This window comes from Nonomuraea sp. NPDC049141, assembly GCF_040648415.1.
Lineage (GTDB): Bacteria > Actinomycetota > Actinomycetes > Streptosporangiales > Streptosporangiaceae > Nonomuraea.
In genome coordinates this window covers 834,353-852,516 of sequence record NZ_JBEZDR010000001.1, presented here as the reverse complement: position 1 = coordinate 852,516, position 18,164 = coordinate 834,353, and the positions used below count along the sequence as shown (strand labels likewise).

The window sequence follows — 18,164 nt, the reverse complement described above, 5'->3', positions numbered from 1 at the left end:
ACCATCCCCGGTCAGCGGGGTCCGCGTACGGCGCGGCGGTAGCGCTCCGACAGCCGCAGGACGTGCTCGGCCAGCTCAGGCGGGTCGAGCACCTCGAAGTCCACGCCGATGAACCCGATCCACACGGCCATCCCGTGCAGGTCGTCGCCGCCCAGCCTGGTCAGGCAGGTGGCCTCGTCGACCGGCTCGATCTCCAGCCCCAGCGGCAGCCGGCGCATCGCCTCAGCCGGACTGTGCAGCAGCACCGTCGCGTGGTAGCGCCACATCGCCGTGTTCACGCCCTTCTCCACGTACGCGGCCACGTCACCGTCGCCCGGCAGCTCGCGGGGCGTGAACCGCGGCCCGGTGGCCGGTACGCGCGGAACGACGCGGTCCACCCGGAACGTCCGCCAGTCCTGCCGCTCGATGTCGTAGCCGACCAGATACCAGCGGCCGCGCCGGTGCACGAGCCGGTGCGGCTCGACCTCGCGCAGGGCCGAGGAGCCGTCGTGGCCGGTGTAGTCGAAGCGGAGCCGTTCGTGGTCGCGGGCCGCGTTGGCGATCGTGGTCAGCACCTCGGGCGGCACAGACGGGCCGCCGCCGGGGATCTGGACCGTGTAGGTGTTCAGGGCGTTGACCCGGCGGCGCAGCCGCGACGGCAGCACCTGCTCCAGCTTGGCCAGGGCGCGCACGGAGGTCTCCTCGATGCCCTGGACGCCGCCGCCCGCCGCCCGGCCGAGCCCGACGGCCACCGCCACGGCCTCCTCGTCGTCGAGCAGCAGCGGCGGCAGCGCGGCCCCCGCGCCGAGCCGGTAGCCGCCCGCGACGCCCGGTGTGGCGTGCACCGGGTAGCCGAGGCTGCGCAGCCGCTCGATGTCGTTGCGGATCGTCCTGGTCGAGACCCCGAGCCGGGCGGACAGCTCGGGCCCTGACCACTCCTTGTGCGCCTGGAGCATGGAGAGCAGCTTGAGCAGGCGGGCCGAGGTGTCCAACATGCCTGCCAGTCTGCCCGCTATCGCGGAAAGTTTCGTTCCGCATTGAGGACGATCTCGCCGCGCGTCGGCGGTGCGCTCCAGCGGAACCTACTCGGCGGTGACCAGCAGCACCGCCTTGCCGACCAGTTCCCTGGACGCCAGCGCGGCGTGCGCCTCGGCCGCCCGCTCCAGCGGCACGGCCAGGCCGATCACCGTGGTGAGCCGGCCCGCCGCCGTCTCGGCCATCGCCCGCTCGGCCAGCCGCCTGAAGCGCTCGGGCGTGAACTGGACCTGCTCCATGCCGACCAGGCGGACGTCCCGCGCCTCGGCCTCGCCCGGATCCACCTGGGCGGTGGAGCCGCTCGGTACGCCGTACGCGAAGAACGTCCCGCCACGCACCACCAGGTGGAACGCCGCGCTCCCGACCTGGCCACCTACACCGTCGAACACGACGTCGAAGCCGCCTGTGAGCTCGTCATAACCGAGCGTCGTGGTCGCCCCGAAACGTACCGCCGCCTCGCGCTTGGCCGGGTCGTGGGCCGCGGCCGTGACCTCGGCGCCCGCCGCGGCGGCCAGGCGTACCAGAGGCAGGCCCAGCGCCCCGCCCGCGCCCGTGACCAGCACCCGGGCACCCGGCTTGAGCTCGGCGGCGTCGATCAGGCTGAGCGCCGCCGGACCCACCTGGATCAGCGCGCCCGCCGCGCGCCGGCCCACCCCGTCGGGCACCGCGACCAGCGTGTCCACCTCGGCCACCGCCCGCTCGGCGTACCCGCCGGAGGGGAGGAGCGCGGCCACCCGCTTCCCCGTCCACGCCGGATCGACTCCCTCGCCGACGGACAACACCCGCCCGGCCACCCCCGTGCCGGGCACGAACGGCGGCTGGAGCGGGAACCACTCCTTGCCCCATCCCGCCCGCAACTGCGCGTCGATGGACATCACATCCACGACCGAGACGCCGATCACCACCTGCCCCGGACCCGCCACCGGATCCGGGGCCTGCTTGACCGCCAGCACCTCGGGACCGCCGAAACCTGTCACCTCGACAACGTTCATGGCGCCGAGTCTGCTAGCTCAACCTCGGTTGAGGTCAACCGAACAGCTTCTGCGCCTGCTGGATCACCGTCAGCACGGTGAGCGTGCCGAAGAAGGCGATGGACCAGACGAGCGCGCCCAGCCGATACGACCTGACCTTGATGGCCGCCGGCAGCGACCCGCGGTTCAGCACGATCAGCAGGATCGAGTAGACGAACATCATCACCGCCGCGAAGCTGGCCGAGAACACCAGCAGGATCAGCGGCTGGTCGAACCCGAGCAGCAGGATCGTGATGCCGATCAGGACCATCGCCCACACCACGATGAAGTACACGCGGTTCACGGACACGGCCCTGTCCCGCAGGTAGACGGTCTTGATCGTGTCGGAGGCGAGCCGGGAGGTGTAGTCGACGATGCCCATGGCCGAGGCGAACAGCGACAGCGCCCCGATCACCCAGAACATCACGCCGAACCACGGTCCGATCTCCGCGTTCAGCGCCTCCCCCTCGACCTTCAGGAACCCGATGCTGTTGGCCAGCCCCGGCTTACCGAACACCGTGGAGTAGGCGAGCATCGACATCAGCGCGATCGTCAGGAACGACACCAGCGCGAACGTCGACAACTGCTCGACGTTCGCGAAGCGCCACCACTGCCGCCACCGGGCCAGGTTCTCCTTGGTCGGCGCGAACTGGAAGCCGGTCGACGCGGCCGCCTCCTCGTGGCCGGTGACCGGGCTGACCAGACGCGGGACGTACAGGCCCATGCCGAAGCCCTTGTCGCGGATCCAGTTGCTCTGGCACAGGTTCTGGCCGCCACCCGCGCCCGCGTAGGCGATCGCGCCCATCAGCAGCGCGAACTCCAGCGGCGGCACCGGGAACCGCGCGTCGACGGTCAGGCCCTTGCCCAGCGCGACCCAGCTCTCGGCGTTGATGGCGAACAGGATCGCGACCACCGCGAGCGTCAGGACCAGGGCGATCTTCACGAAGATCACCCGTTCCAGCAGGATGTAGATGACGGGCGCCATCGTGAGCCCGATCGCGATCAGCAGCAGCATGCCGATCGCGATCCAGCGCACGCTGCCCTCGCCCGTGCCGGTCAGGTAGGTCATCATCGTGGCCGACGTGGTCACCCAGCCGGGCCACAGGTTCGAGCCGAGCGTCATCAGGACGAAGACGAGGCCCCAGTGCTTCCACATCCTGCTGAAACCGGTCAGCGCGGTCTCGCCGGTGGCCAGCGTGTAGCGCTCGATCTCCATGTTGAGGAACCACTGGGTGATGATGCCGATCGCGGCGCCCCAGACGAACACCAGGCCGACCTGGGAGGCGATGTACGGCCAGAGGATGAACTCGCCGGACGCCAGCCCGACCCCCGCGCCGACCAGGCCGGGGCCGATGATGCGCCAGGTTGATCGGGGAGGGTCCGGCAGATCGCGGACGGTGACGGACGGGAGGACTCGTGTGGGAACGGTCGGTGTGAACTCCGCCATGTCGATCTCCTTGCGTCGACGCGCGTAAGCATCACATTACATAGATCTGTAACGTTGGTGGAATAGCCGGTCAACCCTTCTCCAGCACGTATTCCCCGTCCTCGGTGAATCCCGTGACCCGCGCGCCCGACCCCATCAGCCCGCCGAGCACCTCCCGCACCGCCAGCCGCCACGCACGGGCCGCCCCCGGGTCCTCACGGCGCAGCGTCTCGATGTCGTACGGCGTCCCGACCAGCACCACCGGCCCGTCCGCAGGGCCGATCACCGGCCGCGGCCCGCTCACTTCCACCCCCCGCGTGTACGGCCCGGCGGACGGCTCCGGCGGCGGCTCCGTCAGCCGCCAGACGGCGAGCAGCCGGTCGGACGCGTCGCCCTCGTTGATCGCGTCGGCCATGACGCCGTAGAAGTCCTCCAGGTAGCGCTCCGGCCGGGCGCCCAGTTTGGTCAGGTTGAACCGGGCGTTCCTGCGTACGAGCGGGTCGAACGTCCAGGTGATCCTGGCCAGCCCGCGCTCCACGCACCAGGCCCGCTGGTGCAGCTTGAGCGCGTAGCCGATGCCGCGCCCGATCGCCGCCCCCGTCACGTGCGAGTGCAGCGTCCGGTCCGCCGCCAGGAAGCCGACCGAGGCCCCGACCAGCCTGTCGCCCTCGTACGCCCCGGCCACGTAACCGCCCGTGTGCGCGAAGCCGATCATCAGCTCCACCGGCACGGGCGCGTTGCGCGGGTCGGGGTGCCAGATGTCGTCGTACAGCCGGTAGACGTCCTGGAACTCGTGGATGTCACGCAGCTCACGGATCGTCACACCGGTCTTCTCGGCCGCCTCACGGGCGGCGGCCGCTTCCGCACTCGTCATTGCGTCTACCTACCCGCCACCTGTCGGACCAGCCGTTCCGTGAGGAACCGGTGCACGTTGCCGCCGATGATCTTCGTGACGTCCGCCTCCGGCAGGCCGCGCTTGAGCAGGCCCTCGGTGACCATGGGCAACCCCGCCGGACCCTCCAGACCGGGGATCGCGGACTTCGGGTCGAGGCCCTCGATGAGGTCGCTCTCGCAGCAGGGCGGCGTCAGCTCGTCCATGACCTCGCGGATGAAGTCGGGGCCGAGCCCGACGTGGTCGATCCCGGCTACGTCCGCCACGTGCTCGATGTGGTCGAGCAGCCGGTCGAGCGAGATGTCGGCCGCGCGGTCGGTGAGGAACGGCGCGAAGAAGTTCACGCACACCACGCCGCCGGTCGCCGCCACGCCGCGCAACTGGTCGTCGGTGAGGTTGCGGTGATGGTCGCGCAGCGCGCGGGCCGCGGAGTGGGTCGCCATGACCGGCTTCGCGGCCAGTTCCAGCACGTGCGCGACGCCCGGCGCGCCCAGGTGGGAGATGTCGAAGACGATGCCGAGCCGTTCCATCTCCCGCAGGGCCGCGACGCCGTGCGAGGTCAGGCCGCCGCCGGTGGCGTCCTCGCCGCTGCCGTCGGCCAGCGGCGTGCGCCCCCAGTGCGCGATCGAGGCCACCCGCACGCCCAGCCGGTGGACGGTCGAGATCAGCTCCACGCTCGCGTCGAGCCCCGGCATGCTCTCCAGCGCGATGACCAGCGCGATCACGCCGTCGCCGAGAGCCCGGTCGATGTCGCCGCCGTCGAGGCAGATCCGCACCCGGTCCGCGTTGCCCTCCGCGAGCACGTGCGCGCACTCGATCATGCGCAGGGTCTGCCGCAGGGCGCCCTCGGGGCGGTACTGGTCGTCGATGAAGACCGGCAGCACCTGGAGGTTCACGCCGCCCGCGGTGAGTTGGGGCAGCCACCGCTCACGGAAGAACGAGGCCCACAGCGCGGGCGGCCGGGCGGAGACCGCCATCAGCAAGTCGTTGTGGGTGTCGGCCACGACAGCGCGCTCATGTAGGGGGAACGTCATGCTTGGGACCGTATCGCGGCTCTAGGAGGAGCCGGCCGGACGGTAGGCGGTGCGCGGTGGCCGGGCAGTCAACCGGCGGTAGAGCGTCGTGGGGCCGGGCCAGTTGTTCGTGACGCGGCCGTCCGCCGTCTTGTACCAGCTCCGGCATCCGTTGCCCCACACCATTCGCGCCATCGCCGCGTCGAGCTGCCTGCTCCACGCCGCCATCGCCGCGGGCCGCACTTCGATCGGCCCCTGCTCCGACAGGTACGGCAGGCAGGACATGATGTGGTTCACCTGGCATTCGATCATGAAGATGATCGAGTTGTGGCCCAGGTTGGTGTTCGGCCCGTACAGCAGGAACAGGTTCGGGAAGTCCGGCACCGAGATGCCCAGGTAGGCCTCCGCCCCGCCCTTCCACCGCTCCCGCAGCGACTGGCCGCTCCGCCCCGTGACCTCCATCGGCGCGAGGAACTCGGTGCTCCTGAACCCGGTGGCGTAGACGATCGTGTCGACCTCGTACGGTCCCTCGGTGGTCTCGATGCCCTTCGGCGTGATCCGGACGATCGGGTCCGTCACCACGTCCACGTTCGGCCTGGTCAGGGCGGGATAGAAGGCGCTGTCGATGACGACCCGCTTGCAGCCCGGCGGGTAGCCGGGGGTGAGCTTGGCGCGCAACGCCGGGTCGGGGACCTGGTTCCGCAGGTGGTCGAGAGCGCGCTTCTTGAGCAGGCCGACGCTCCAGCCCTGGGCCAGGGCGGGGTAGAGGGTGCCTTCGGCGTACCGGTAGATCCACTCGCGGTAGGCGCGCTGGAGGCCGGGGACGAAGCGGAAGGCGAGCCTGGTCAGGGGGCCGAAGGTGGCGTCGGGCTTGGGGATCACCCAGTTGGGGGTGCGCTGGAACACCGTCAGGTGCTCGGCCTCGGCGGCGACGCGCGGGATGAGCTGGGCGGCCGACGAGCCGTTGCCGATCACCGCGACCCGCCTGCCGGTGAGATCGTGGTCGTGGTTCCAGCGGGCGGAGTGGAAGGACGTGCCCGCGAAATCCTCCATTCCCGAAATGTCGGGTAGGCGAGGGCGGTTGAGCTGGCCGACGCTCATGACGACGAGGTCGAAGGTCTCGGTGGCGCCGGCCGTGCTGACCTGCCAGTGGGAGCCGTCGAAGACGGCCCGCTCGACCTCGCTGCTGAAGCGGATTTTTCTCCTGACACCGTATTTATCAGCGCAATGCGTTAAATAGGCGAGAATTTCGGGTTGTTCCGGGTAGCGGCGGGTCCAGCTCGCGTACTTCTCGAACGAGTAGGAGTAGAGGTGCGACGGGATGTCGCAGCCCGCGCCCGGGTAGCTGTTGTCGCGCCAGGTGCCGCCCAGGTCGGCCGCCTTCTCGAAGACGGTGTAGGAGCGGATCCCGGCCCGTTCGAGCTGGATCGCCATGCACAAGCCGCCGAAACCCGCTCCGATGATCGCGACCCTGGGTGCCATGGCGTCCTCCGCGTGTCAGGATCCACTTACGGTACGCCGAACCTCGTTCGGACAACACCCTTCGCCGCTCACGTACCCGGGCCGCGCGGCCGGTAGTCTGCGCAGGTGGCTGGAGCAATGCTGGCGGATGTGATCGTGGAGCTCGAGGCGGCCTACCCGCCCGCCCGGGCCGAATCCTGGGACGCGGTGGGCCTGGTCTGCGGAGACCCGGAGCAGGAGGTGCGGCGGGTACTGTTCGCGGTCGACCCGGTGGCGGCCGTCGCCGAGGAGGCCGTCGAGTGGGGCGCCGACCTGATCGTCACCCACCATCCCCTCTATCTGCGCGGCACCACCAGCGTCGCCGCGACCACACCCAAGGGCCGCCTCCTTCATAAGCTGATAAAGAACGACATCGCCCTCTATACGGCCCACACCAATGCCGACGTGGCGAACCCCGGCGTCTCCGACGCCCTGGCCCGCGCCGTCGGCCTGACCGGCGAGCTGGTGCCGCTGCGCCCGTTCCCCGACGACCCGGGGCGCGGGCTCGGCCGCATCGGCGACCTGCCGTCGGAGATGACGCTGGGGGAGTTCGCCGAGCGGGCCGTCGCCGGACTGCCGGAGACCGCGCACGGCATCCGCGTGGCGGGCGCGCTGTCCCGCCGCGTCGCGCGCGTGGCCGTCAGCGGGGGAGCGGGCGACTCCCTCCTCGGTACGGCGCGCGCCGCGGGGGTGGACGTGTTCCTCACCGCGGACCTGAGACACCATCCGGCCAGCGAGTTCGTCGAGCAGGGCGGGCCGGCGCTGATCGACGCCGCGCATTGGGCCACCGAGTGGCCATGGCTCGACAGCGCCGCGTCCATCCTGGGTTCGAGTGGCGTTACCGTTGAGACGCGCGTCTCCGCCACGGTCACCGATGCTTGGACAAGAGGATATTGATCATGAAAGCAGCCCCTGAGGCCCAGAAGCGACTGCTCGACCTGGCTGACCTGGACTCCGTGGTCGACCGGCTGGCGCACCGCCGCCGTACCCTGCCTGAGCTGGTGGAGATCGACGAACAGTCGAAGCGATACGCCAAGCTCGTCACCGACGTGATCGAGGCCGAGACCCAGGCCGGCGACCTGGCCCGCGACCAGGCCAAGGCCGAGAACGACGTCGAAGCCGTCCGCAGCCGCGCCGACCGCGACCAGAAGCGGCTCGACTCCGGCGCGGTCAGCTCGCCGAGGGACCTGGCGAGCCTCCAGTCCGAGATCGTCTCTCTGCAGAAGCGCCAGGGCGACCTCGAAGAGGTCGTTCTGGAGATCATGGAACGCCGCGAGGCGGCCGACACCAAGGTCGTCGACCTGGTCGCGCAGCGCGACGAGATCGCCGCCACCCGCGCCGCCGCCGAGGACCGCCGCGACGCCCTGCTCGCCGACATCGACAAGGAGGCGGGCGAGGTCCAGGCCCAACGCGCCGCCGTCGTCGGCGACATCCCGGCCGACCTGCTCACGCTCTACACCAAGCTCAAGGATCAGTACTCTGTCGGCGCCGCCATGCTCAGGGGCGGCCGGTGCCAGGGCTGCAAGGTGGCCCTGTCGATCGCCGAGATGAACCGCATCAAGGCCGCGCCGCACGACGAGGTGCTGCGTTGCGACGAATGCCGCCGCATTCTCGTACGTACTCCCGAGTCGGGCCTGTGACCTCCTACATCGTCGAAGCGGACGGCGGCTCGCGCGGCAACCCCGGGCCCGCCGGCTACGGCGCCGTGGTCATGGACGCCGCCGACCGCCAGGTGCTGGCGGAGGCGGCGGAGGCGATCGGCGTCACGACCAACAACGTGGCCGAGTACCGCGGGTTGATCGCCGGGCTGACGGCGGTGCTCGACCTGGGGGGCGAGGGGGCCCCGGTGGCGGTACGCATGGACTCCAAACTGGTCATCGAGCAGATGGCCGGCCGCTGGAAGATCAAGAACGAGGGCCTGCGCCCGCTCGCCCTGGAGGCCGGCAAACTGGCCAGGCGGCTGCGGGTGACGGAGTGGACCTGGATCCCGCGCGAACAGAACCGGCACGCGGACCGGCTGGCCAACGAGGCGATGGACGCCGCCGCCAAGGGGCTGGCGTGGCGGGCGGGCGGCACGGCCGTACAGGCTGAGCCCCGTACCTCCCCGCGATCCACCTCGAACGGCTCGGCAACCGCGACCGGCTCGGGAACCGCTCCCGGGTCGGGGACCGCTACCGGCTCGGGAACCGCGACCGATCTGTCGGCCCCGTCCGCTTCGCTGGCCACCGCCCAGCAGCGGAGCCAGCCGAGCAGCGGGACCGGGTGGAGCCCGCCGACCCGAGTGGCGACGTCCCTGCTCCTGCTGCGCCACGGCGAGACCCCGCTGTCCGTCGAACGCCGCTTCTCCGGCCTCGGCGACGCCGAACTCACCGCCAACGGCCTGGCGCAGGCGGCCGCGGCCGCCGAGCGCCTGTCCCGCGACCCGTACCGCCTGGACGTGATCGTCAGCTCCCCCCTCAAGCGCGCCAGGCAGACCGCGGAGGCGGTCGCCCAGCGCACGGGGCTCGGCGTGGAAGTGGACGACGACCTCAGAGAGGCCGATTTCGGCGCCTGGGAAGGCCACACGTTCACGGAGGTCCAGCGCGGCTGGCCCGCCGAACTGGCCGCCTGGCTCGCCGACCCCAACACCGCGCCGCCCGGCGGCGAGAGCTTCGAGGCCGTGGCCCAGCGCATCCAGCGAGCGCAGGAGCGCCTGGTCGAGCGGTATGAGGGCCGGACGGTGCTCATCGTGTCGCACGTGACGCCCATCAAGACGCTGCTGCGGTTCGCGCTGATGGCGCCTCCGGTGACGTTGTACCGCATGCACCTGGATCTGGCGTGCCTGTCGCTGGTCGAGCACTACGCCGACGGCCAGGCCGTGGTGAAGTCCTTCAACGACACCTCCCACCTACGCTGACCTCCTGCACCTGTCGACCGGCTGATGATCTCCGCAGGTTTGATAACCTTCACATCAGACGAGCCGGCCGGGCGGCCGCGTCGGGCCCTTCGCGGGCCCGCCGAGGAAGGTCCGGGCTCCACAGGGCAGGGTGGTCGGTAACGCCGACCCGGGGCGACCCGCGGGACAGTGCCACAGAAAGCAAACCGCCTCCCGATCTTTCTGGAGGTAAGGGTGAAACGGTGGTGTAAGAGACCACCAGCGCCCACGGCGACGTGGGCGGCTAGGTAAACCCCACCCGGAGCAAGGTCAAGAAGGGACGCTCTCCGGAGCGTCCCGCGCGCGACGTTCGAGGGCTGCCCGCCCGAGCCGCGCGGGTAGACCGCTTGAGGCCGCCGGCAACGACGGCCCTAGATGGATGGTCGCCCCTTCGTTTCGACGAAGGACAGAACCCGGCCTACAGGCCGGCTCGTCTTACACAGCCCTCTGACTAGGGGCTTGGGTTCTTTTCTCGTTGTGAGATGCGGCGGAGGCGTCCCACCTCACCCCGAGCGAGACGAAGCGGGCCAGCTACCGGCCGCCGTGGGTGCGTGACCCTCTCTTCCGACCCGCGCCCCGAACGGACTGGTGCTCTGTCGAAGACAGGCGGTCATCCGGGTCGTCCCGGGGGCCCACCGGGTCCGGCCGTGTCGTCGTGTGGCGCGCGTTCCATCTTCCGTACGTCGGGGACGGTGAGGACCAGGGCGGTCGCGGCCACGATGGCGCCGGTCGCGAACCACAGCGTTCGATCGAGGCCGAACCGGTCCGCGTCGCGACGCCTATGCCCGGGGATCCGAAGACTCTCGGCTGTACCTCTATCCAGAGCTTGATCTAGGGGGGCGGGTCTCCTGCCTTCTCTCCCTTGCAGAGGATTCCCTCTTGCTTCGGAGCTTCGGGCGCCTTTCCTGGGGCGCTCTTCTGCTCGCAGTAACTACGCGTGTATCCGCTCTGCTTCGACTTGCACCACAAGCACTTCTTGTTCTTTCCTTCCAGCCACTTGCATGGCTTGGTCTTTGCGGAAGCGCAGCTGGTGAGGGCGCGTTTGAGGGCCTTGACTCTCGTCACCTCGCCCGCGGACCACGGCTGGGTGAACCGCAGCATATTGCCGGAGGGATCGAGGAAGGCGCAGTCGCGGACGCCGTTGGGCTGGTCGATCGGCTCTTGCATCACTTCGGCGCCCGCTGCCTCGATGTGCTCGAAGGTGGCGTCGCAGTTGTCGGTCACGAAGACAAGACGGCCCAGTAGGCCCTCGATCGGCGGGACACCCAGGTCCGCGCCGGGCGATTCGAGGAAGATCTGTACGTCCGGCTGCGACGGTGGGCCGACGCGCACCCACCGCGTCCTCTCGAATTCGCCGTCATCGCGTACCTCGAAGCCGAGCACGTCACGGTAGAAGCCGAGCGCCTCGTCCACGTCGTGGACGGCGAGAGCGCAAGACGAGAGCTTGAGGTTCATGCCGCTCACGCTGCGGATCGGTCGGGGAGGTCGGCTCATCCCCGCTCCTTGTCGTCGGCGCGAAGAAAGACGATGTCGAGGTCGCGGAGCCGGTCCGGGTCGGTGTCGATGGCGATGTAGGTGATCTTCCCGTCGCTGATGGTGAACGTGAAGACGGCCTTCGGCCGGCCGCGGTGCGACCAGACGGCCGCCGGAACACCATCGACCAGAGCGAGCCGGGCGGCCTGAGCCCGTCCGGCGAAGAAGGCCGCCACGGCATGGCCACCGCGGATCTCGACGGCCACGGCGTCCGGATCGAGCAGTTCGAGCAGGGCGGCGAAATCTCCCTTTCGGGAGGCGGCAAGGAAGGCGGCGACGATCTCCCGCTTCGGGGAACGCGCGGCGTCGGATGCCCCCGCCGCTCCCTGCACCCGCCGCCGGGCCCGGCTGGCGAGTTGTCGAGCGGCCGTAGGGGAGCGGTCGATGATGGTGCCGATCTCGCCGAACGACACAGCGAAGACGTCGTGCAGGACGAACGCGAGCCGTTCGGCGGGAGTCAGCGTGTCCAGCACCACCATCAGCGCGACACCGACCGAATCGGCCAGCAGCGCCTCGTTCTCGGGGTCGGTCTGGCCAGCTGGGCGGGTGCTCGCGTGCGGCGTGGCCGGCTCGGGCGGCAGCGCCCCGGCCGGGTCCTCACGCCGGCTACGGCGTGCCTCGAGCATGTTCAGGCAGACCCGGGCGACGACCGTGGTCAGCCACCCGGCCGGATTCTCCACCTGGCCGGTGTCGGCGCGGCTGACCCGCAGCCACGCCTCCTGCACCGCATCCTCGGCCTCGCTGGGTGAGCCGAGCATCCGGTAGGCCACCCCTTGTAAGCGGTCCTGGTGCTCGGTGAACCGCTCGTTCAGCCAGTCCTGCTCGATCATCGGTCACGTTCCTTCGTCTCGGCCTGTCATATCCATTGACCGGCGAACCCACGCCAATGTGACACGGAGGAGATAAGGCATGAAAGCGCACGTGAGCTCGATCCTGCTCGGCGTCCGGGACCTGGAGCAGTCCAAGCGGTTCTACACGGAGGGCCTCGGCTGGAAGGTCCAGCAGGACTACGGCATCTCGGTGTTCTTCGAAGCGGACGGTGGCTCGCCCGTCGGCTTCTACGGCCGCGATGGCCTGGCCGATCAGGTGGGCACGAGCCCGGAAGGCAGCGGCTTCAGCGGATTGGTCCTCACCTACGTTGTCCGCAGCGAGGCACGGGTCGACGAGATCATCGCGGAGGCCGAGAAAGCTGGCGCCACGATCCTCAAGCCCGCCGGCGCCCTGCCGTGGGGCGGGTACGGCGGCTCCTTCGCGGACCTGGACGGCTACATCTGGAGTCTCGCCTACAGCGCCCAGGGAAAGAACCAGCCCTACGCGGAGTGACAGCGTCTTGAATTCTCTGTGGTTCCCTGAAGGACTCAGGTAACTCGGACAGGCGTGGCCTGGGCCGCTCCCGTGCTCGATGAGCATGAGTACGGGAGCGGCTTTGGCGTGGTGGAAGCCTGTGCGATGGTGGGAATACCTGTCACGGCATCTCACCGGCCCGACGTGACAGGTATCAGCGCCCGGCCACCGGCATCGAAGTAAGGTTCGAAACTAGGATGCGGGCATGACCCCGTCGTCGTTGGGCGGCGGGGTCGAATCACAAGGCGCCCACCACTGCTCGCCGTTGAATTCCGGTAGGCGGCGAACCGAAGAGGGAGACCGCTTCGATCGAGCAGGGTATGTGGTCCCTTTTGTGTCTTTGCGGCCGATTAGCGTGGATATGGCGGTCACATCCGCGGACGTGTACGCGGTGCGGGCACCAGAAATAGACATATCGGCGGCCTCGGCTAATGCCCTCAACCTGTAGGGCTCTGGCCGAACGAACTCCCTGGCGTATGCGATTATCAGCCGCATCTGTTGCTGTATATCCCTTTTTTGCGCGGCGAGCTCGTTGAGCTTCGCCAGGACAGGATCTTCTGAGGCGGAGGCGCGTGCCGCCATCATCAGGTCCGCTGTGATCGTGCGTCGCTGCTCTCGTAACGCCTTCAGGCGCGCCTCGTACTCCTTTGAGTCTTCGCCTGCGTCGATGGCGATGTTCGGGATGAGGATCTTGGCGAGTTCGTGTGCGATTTCTTCCACGCGGTGCAGCATCCATCAGAGAGTGCGGAGATCGCAAGAACTTCTTCAATATGCACGCGGGGTGCGGGCCTCCGGGGAGAAATATTCCCCACCCGGAGATGTGCTCTCTCCCTCTCCGGTGGACAGAAGCGCGCTTACGGTAGTAATCGCATTTCGGCGCTGAATGATCTTGTGTAATTCTCGGGGTGCTCGCAAGGCGAGCGGCCCTTCTGTCTGTAGCAGAAAGGCCGCTCTCGCGGGTCCTCGATACATTCGTGCGAAGGGAATCCGCTGTGAAGAGACTACTCGGAAGGCGTCACGAGCCGGAAGCGATGGAGCATGAGAAGGGCAAGCAGCCGCTCCCTCAGAGATGGGTGGTCATTTTATTCGCTTCTCTGGTCGGGGGGACGATGACCGGCTCATCTGCCGACTCGTCTGCGGTTGGTGTCGCCACAGCTCTCACGATCGCCGGCTTCTTACACTCCGTAATGGGATAGCGCCCGTGCTCCCTGCCCTTGTAGCCATATGGCCTTACAAGGGCAGGGGGATCGTCGTCAGGCGTGCCCTGGGTCGGCCGAGTTCTTCGATGGCGCTGTCGGGGGCTGGTCCGCCAGGGCGGCCGCGAAACGGGCCGCGAGCGTCGCGACCGCGGCACGGAGTTCCGGGCCGCCGACGACGCGGAAGGCGAACGGCACGGTCGCCAACCACTCCTGTGCGTACATTGCCGGATTGTTCGTGCTGCCGACGAGGACGCACCCTTCTCCTGATGATTCGAGCCGTCCCATGGGAGGCCGGATCCACGGGGCCACCTCAGCCGGCGGGGCGTCGAATACGACGTGAGTGGGGAACTCCCACCCCGTGCCCAGGTTCTCCTCCAGCGCTGCCACCGGGTCGAGGCCGTCGGGCGGCTCGAACTTGTGCGCGGTCTGCTGGACCGCGCGGACCCGGTCGACCCGGTAGGTGCGGATCGCGTCCGCGCGATGGGAGTGACACAGGAGGTACCAGCGTCCGTGGCGGGCGACCACCGCCCAAGGATCCACCTCGGCCGCCCATTCATTGCCGGGCTGGCTTCGATACGTGATCAGCACGCGGCGTCGGCTCGCGATGGCGGAGACGAGTGCGCTGGTGGTGGCGGGATCTGGGCGGGCCGAGTGCCGATCGGGCGCAGCCGACGCATGCTCTCGCAGCGCGGCCGCCTGCCGGCCGACGCTCTCGGGCAGTGCCCGGATGACCTTGCCCAGGGCCGAACCGACGAGGTCCTCGACGTCGGTGGCAGCCGGCTGGCCGTCGAGCACCGCCATGACCAGATGAAGCGCCTCGGCCTCCGTGAAGACGACCGGAGGCAACCTCGTCCCGCGCCCGAGCCGGTACCCGCCGTAGGGCCCGCGGGTTGACTCGACGGGGATGCCCGCCTCTCGGAGGATGCCGACGTACCGGCGCGCAGCCCGCTCCGTGACTCCCAAGCTCGCGGCGAGTTCGTCGGCCGTCACGCCGGGGCGGGTCTGGAGGATCTCGATGGTACGCAGAGCTCGTGCGGTGGGGCTGAGATCGGTCGGCACACGAGCAGGTTAGGCGGTCACGTGATGAACCGGAAGTAGAACGTCCGGAATGGGTCCTAGCCTGAGCTCCATGACCGAGTTCCGCGAGCAGGACCTCGCAGGAGCACGCTTCGAACGCGTGAGCCTCCGGGGCGCCGCCTTCAGCCGGGTGTACCTCAACGATGTCCGCATGCAAGCAGTCGACCTCACCGGCGCGCGGATACGCGGCGCTCTGTTCAACGCGAGCCGCCTGCGCGGCGTCGAGCTGGTCGACGTCGAGATCAGCGGCGAGCTGAAGAACGTCGTCGTGAACGGGGTCGACATCGCACCGCTCGTCGAGGCCGAGCTGAATCGCCGCATGCCCGAACGGGGGAAAATGCGCCCCGACGACACCGATGGGTTCCGTGAGGCGTGGGCGATCCTGGAGCGGCTGTGGGAGGACACCGTCGCGCGGGCGAGTACGTTTCCCGAAGCGACGCTCCACCGCAGCGTGGATGACGAGTGGTCCTTCATCCAGACCCTGCGGCACCTCAACTTCGCCGGCGCCGCCTGGGTGGGCCGGATGATCCTCGGCAACGTCGCGCCGTGGCACCCGTTGGACCTGCCGTGGGACGAGGCGCCCGGGTGGGACGGCATCCCGTGGGATCGCGAGGCACGACCCTCGCTCGATGAGGTGCTCACGATTCGGCGCGAACGCCAGGCGATGGTCCGCCACGTCATGACGTCACTCACGGACGAGCAACTCGCCTCTGAGGTCACTCGCACCGAGCCCGGCTGGCCCCGGATGGAGAGCTTCCCCGTCAAGGAATGTCTCCGCATCGTCCTCAACGAGGAATGGGAACACCGGCTCTACGCCGAACGTGACCTGACCTCCCTGGAGAAAGGAAATTAATCATGGACATCCTGCTCATTGGCGGCTTGTGGCTCGACGGATCCGCATGGGACGACGTCGTGTCCGCGCTTGAGCCGCTCGGCCACCGTCCCGTGCCGATCACCCTCCCGGGTCAGGGTGACGGATCCGCGTCCGCCACGCTCGACGACCAGGTGGCAGCGGTGCTGGCCGCCGTGGACTCGGCGGCCGAAAAGCCCATGGTGGTGGGGCATTCCGCCGCCTGCACGCTGGCTTGGCTGGCCGCTGACGCGCGACCGGAGCAGGTCGCGAAAGTCGCCCTTGTCGGCGGCTTCCCGGCCGCCGACGGCGCGCCTTACGCCGACTTCTTCGAAGTGAAGGATGGCGTCATGCCCTTCCCCGGCTGGGGTCCGTTCGAGGGGCCGGACTCCGCTGACCTTGATGAGGAGGCCAAGCGAATCATCGCGTCCGCTGCGATCCCGGTCCCCGAGGGAGTGACCAAGGGCGTGGTGCGGTTGACGGACGAACGACGGTTCGACGTCCCGGTCGTACTTGTGTGCCCCGAATTCACCCCTGCCCAGGCTCAGGCGTGGATCGACGCCGGCGACGTGCCCGAGCTCGCCAAGGCCAAACACCTTGAGCTCGTCGACATCGACTCGGGCCACTGGCCGATGGCCAGCAAGCCGATCGAACTCGCCCGGCTCCTGGCCGCGGCGGCTGCCGAGGTCTGAGGGGCGGACCTGTCGATTACCACCCAGAGCGCGATGGCGGGGCTGGTCAGGCGGCGCTTTGTGCTCGTGCCGCTTTTACGAAGTCGGCTGCGCGGGCCGGGTCTACGGCGTTCCAGGTGTGGCCGTCGATCTTGAGGTCGCTGCCGACGATGCAGCCGTCCGCTATGGACAGGAACTGGCTGATCGTGTCCCGCCGGGCACCGGTGTTGAGGAGGACGGGCACGTCGGCCGGTGTGGCGTCCCGCACGGCCCGTACGGTGGAGAGGTCTGGGCCTGCGCCGGCCATGGGACCGGACACGAGGATCGTGTCGGCGAGGCTGGATACGACGGCGGAGCGAGCCGTTGCCGGTGCCTGGCGGGTGCCGATCGGGGAGGCGAACTCGGGTGTGATGTTCATGAAGATCGCGAGGTTGTCGGCGTGGAGCCGGCGGCGTTCGCGAAGGGTGTGGGCGCAGTTCGTATTCCACAGTCCCATGTCGGACTCCCACACGCCGGTGGTCACCTCGCGGATGAAGTCTGCCTCGCATGCGACGGCGGCCGCGAGTGCGATGCGCGGGTCCCAGAGGAAGTCGACGCCGATGGGGAGTCCGGGCGGGCGGCATTCGGTGACGATGCGGGTCATCACCGCCGCGGACTCCGGCCCGGCGTTGAGTTCGTAGGGACGGTCGTTCTCGTTGCAGAAGAGGATGGCGTCGAAGCCCGCGTCGACGAGGATCTCCACGTCTCGGCGGACGTGGCGGATCATTCCCGCGATGCCCGCACGATCGTCGTACAGAGGGGTCCCGGGCAGGGCCGGCACGTGAGCCATGGCGATGAGCGGTTTGGTGTCTGATCCGAAGATGGCGTGGAACCGGGAAGGCATGAGGTCTGGCCTTTCGTGTTGAACTGGGTGCTTCACGACGATGCGTTGTCGAGGGACTGGCCGGCCACGGCCGTGATGATCGCGGCGGACTCTGAGATATAGCGATCATCGTGCGCGGACTTGGGTGGGACGACGTGCAGGGCGGTCCCGCACGCGCGGGCCCAGTGGCGGGCGATGGTCAGTGGGTGCAGCGGGTCGTGCCGGGTGCCGATGATGGTGGCTGGTGGGCGGATGCGGCGCAGATCGGCCAGGTCGGCGAACGGGGTGGACAGCGGCATGTGTTCGAGGCGAAGGCGTCGTTCGGCCGCGTGGGGGGATTCGAACTGATCCATCAGGCTGTCCGCGGCGGTTTCTGATTCCGTTCGCACGGCGCGGTAGACGGGAGAGCGCGCGAATTCGGCCGCGGCGGCTGCGCCGTCCCGGGTCGCGAGAAGTCCCGCGATGGTCCTGAACGCCCGCAGGTGGGGAGGGTCGGCCTGGTCCTCCCAGGCGGGCCGGATGAAGACGAGTCCGGCGAGGGCGTCGGGAGAGTGAAGGGCCAGCGTGGCGAGGACTCCCGCTCCCATGGAGATGCCGACGCCGATGAGCGGCGGCTGTATCGCGCGGGTGCGCAGCAGAGCTGTGATGTCGGCGCTGAACCGCTGGAAGGTGAAGTCGCTCGCGTCTCCGATCAGCGGGGTCAGACCGTGGGCGCGCATGTCCGGTATCAGCAGGTCGCAGGGGAGCCTGGCCAGGTGCGGCAGGAACGGGTCGAACTGCGTGGTGTCGCCGCCCAGCCCGTGCAGCAGCAGCATGGTTCCCGAAGCCGGTGCGTCAGGCCGTCGTAGCGTCACATGGG

Annotated in this window: 18 protein-coding genes and 1 other RNA gene; 7 read left to right on the top strand and 12 right to left on the bottom strand. The window is 69.1% G+C overall.

Annotated features, from left to right (window positions below; translation table 11 throughout):
- Nucleotides 1-11: 11 nt before the first annotated feature.
- The 6 genes from AB0B91_RS03930 to AB0B91_RS03905 all read right to left on the bottom strand — a co-directional run bounded on the left by AB0B91_RS03930 (nucleotide 12) and on the right by AB0B91_RS03905 (nucleotide 6,837).
- Nucleotides 12-974: a YafY family protein gene (locus AB0B91_RS03930; RefSeq protein ID WP_358314926.1), complete on the bottom strand. Its 963-nt coding sequence runs from the start codon at nucleotides 972-974 to the stop codon at nucleotides 12-14.
- A gap of 87 nt (nucleotides 975-1,061) precedes the next feature.
- On the bottom strand, nucleotides 1,062-2,006 hold the full coding sequence (locus AB0B91_RS03925) for a zinc-binding dehydrogenase (RefSeq protein WP_358314923.1): 945 nt from the start codon (nucleotides 2,004-2,006) through the stop codon (nucleotides 1,062-1,064).
- Nucleotides 2,007-2,040: 34 nt separating this feature from the next.
- On the bottom strand, nucleotides 2,041-3,471 hold the full coding sequence (locus AB0B91_RS03920) for an Nramp family divalent metal transporter (protein WP_358314920.1): 1,431 nt from the start codon (nucleotides 3,469-3,471) through the stop codon (nucleotides 2,041-2,043).
- Nucleotides 3,472-3,541: 70 nt separating this feature from the next.
- Entirely contained in the window at nucleotides 3,542-4,324 is a 783-nt protein-coding gene (locus AB0B91_RS03915; RefSeq protein WP_358314917.1) for a GNAT family N-acetyltransferase, read from the bottom strand.
- Between the two features lie 5 nt (nucleotides 4,325-4,329).
- A complete protein-coding gene (locus AB0B91_RS03910) occupies nucleotides 4,330-5,376 on the bottom strand; it encodes a membrane dipeptidase (RefSeq protein ID WP_358314914.1) in 1,047 nt (348 codons plus the stop codon).
- A gap of 21 nt (nucleotides 5,377-5,397) precedes the next feature.
- Nucleotides 5,398-6,837, bottom strand: coding sequence for an NAD(P)/FAD-dependent oxidoreductase (locus AB0B91_RS03905; RefSeq protein WP_358314912.1), 1,440 nt, complete (start codon nucleotides 6,835-6,837; stop codon nucleotides 5,398-5,400).
- Nucleotides 6,838-6,954: 117 nt separating this feature from the next.
- Here AB0B91_RS03905 and AB0B91_RS03900 point away from each other — a divergent pair, with 117 nt between their 5' ends.
- The 4 genes from AB0B91_RS03900 (at nucleotide 6,955) to rnpB (ending at nucleotide 10,206) form a co-directional block, all read left to right on the top strand.
- Nucleotides 6,955-7,752, top strand: coding sequence for a Nif3-like dinuclear metal center hexameric protein (locus AB0B91_RS03900; protein WP_358315729.1), 798 nt, complete (start codon nucleotides 6,955-6,957; stop codon nucleotides 7,750-7,752).
- A gap of 2 nt (nucleotides 7,753-7,754) precedes the next feature.
- A complete protein-coding gene (locus AB0B91_RS03895; RefSeq protein WP_358314909.1) occupies nucleotides 7,755-8,495 on the top strand; it encodes a C4-type zinc ribbon domain-containing protein in 741 nt (246 codons plus the stop codon).
- Nucleotides 8,492-9,751 (top strand): bifunctional RNase H/acid phosphatase, encoded by a 1,260-nt coding sequence (locus tag AB0B91_RS03890; RefSeq protein WP_358314906.1) that lies wholly within the window; start codon nucleotides 8,492-8,494, stop codon nucleotides 9,749-9,751. The genes AB0B91_RS03895 and AB0B91_RS03890 overlap by 4 nt, the downstream gene beginning before the upstream one ends.
- Before the next feature lie 59 nt (nucleotides 9,752-9,810).
- Nucleotides 9,811-10,206, top strand: an RNA gene (gene rnpB / locus AB0B91_RS03885) — RNase P RNA component class A.
- Nucleotides 10,207-10,600: 394 nt separating this feature from the next.
- Here the strand turns inward: rnpB and AB0B91_RS03880 are convergent.
- A complete protein-coding gene (locus AB0B91_RS03880; protein WP_358314903.1) occupies nucleotides 10,601-11,263 on the bottom strand; it encodes a VOC family protein in 663 nt (220 codons plus the stop codon).
- Nucleotides 11,260-12,132, bottom strand: a complete 873-nt coding sequence (locus AB0B91_RS03875) for a sigma-70 family RNA polymerase sigma factor (protein WP_358314900.1) — start codon at nucleotides 12,130-12,132, stop codon at nucleotides 11,260-11,262. The genes AB0B91_RS03880 and AB0B91_RS03875 overlap by 4 nt, the downstream gene beginning before the upstream one ends.
- 79 nt (nucleotides 12,133-12,211) lie before the next feature.
- Between AB0B91_RS03875 and AB0B91_RS03870 the strand changes: the two genes are divergently transcribed.
- Nucleotides 12,212-12,625 carry a VOC family protein gene (locus AB0B91_RS03870; RefSeq protein ID WP_358314897.1) on the top strand — a complete coding sequence of 138 codons (414 nt, stop codon included), beginning with the start codon at nucleotides 12,212-12,214 and terminating at the stop codon, nucleotides 12,623-12,625.
- A gap of 213 nt (nucleotides 12,626-12,838) precedes the next feature.
- Here the strand turns inward: AB0B91_RS03870 and AB0B91_RS03865 are convergent, their stop codons facing one another.
- Both AB0B91_RS03865 and AB0B91_RS03860 read right to left on the bottom strand, forming a co-directional pair.
- Nucleotides 12,839-13,378 carry a hypothetical protein gene (locus AB0B91_RS03865; protein ID WP_358314894.1) on the bottom strand — a complete coding sequence of 180 codons (540 nt, stop codon included), beginning with the start codon at nucleotides 13,376-13,378 and terminating at the stop codon, nucleotides 12,839-12,841.
- A gap of 521 nt (nucleotides 13,379-13,899) precedes the next feature.
- Nucleotides 13,900-14,904, bottom strand: coding sequence for a WYL domain-containing protein (locus AB0B91_RS03860; protein ID WP_358314892.1), 1,005 nt, complete (start codon nucleotides 14,902-14,904; stop codon nucleotides 13,900-13,902).
- A gap of 70 nt (nucleotides 14,905-14,974) precedes the next feature.
- Between AB0B91_RS03860 and AB0B91_RS03855 the strand changes: the two genes are divergently transcribed.
- Together AB0B91_RS03855 and AB0B91_RS03850 are read left to right on the top strand one after the other, a co-directional pair.
- The gene (locus tag AB0B91_RS03855; protein ID WP_358314889.1) at nucleotides 14,975-15,775 is read left to right on the top strand and encodes a DinB family protein; all 801 of its coding nucleotides are present in this window, start codon (nucleotides 14,975-14,977) and stop codon (nucleotides 15,773-15,775) included.
- A 2-nt stretch (nucleotides 15,776-15,777) separates the two neighbouring features.
- A complete protein-coding gene (locus tag AB0B91_RS03850) occupies nucleotides 15,778-16,464 on the top strand; it encodes an alpha/beta hydrolase (RefSeq protein WP_358314887.1) in 687 nt (228 codons plus the stop codon).
- A 46-nt stretch (nucleotides 16,465-16,510) separates the two neighbouring features.
- Here the strand turns inward: AB0B91_RS03850 and AB0B91_RS03845 are convergent, their stop codons facing one another.
- Nucleotides 16,511-17,326 (bottom strand): BtpA/SgcQ family protein, encoded by an 816-nt coding sequence (locus AB0B91_RS03845; RefSeq protein ID WP_358314884.1) that lies wholly within the window; start codon nucleotides 17,324-17,326, stop codon nucleotides 16,511-16,513.
- Between the two features lie 32 nt (nucleotides 17,327-17,358).
- Nucleotides 17,359-18,159, bottom strand: coding sequence for an alpha/beta fold hydrolase (locus AB0B91_RS03840; RefSeq protein WP_358314881.1), 801 nt, complete (start codon nucleotides 18,157-18,159; stop codon nucleotides 17,359-17,361).
- Between the last annotated feature and the right edge of the window lie 5 nt (nucleotides 18,160-18,164).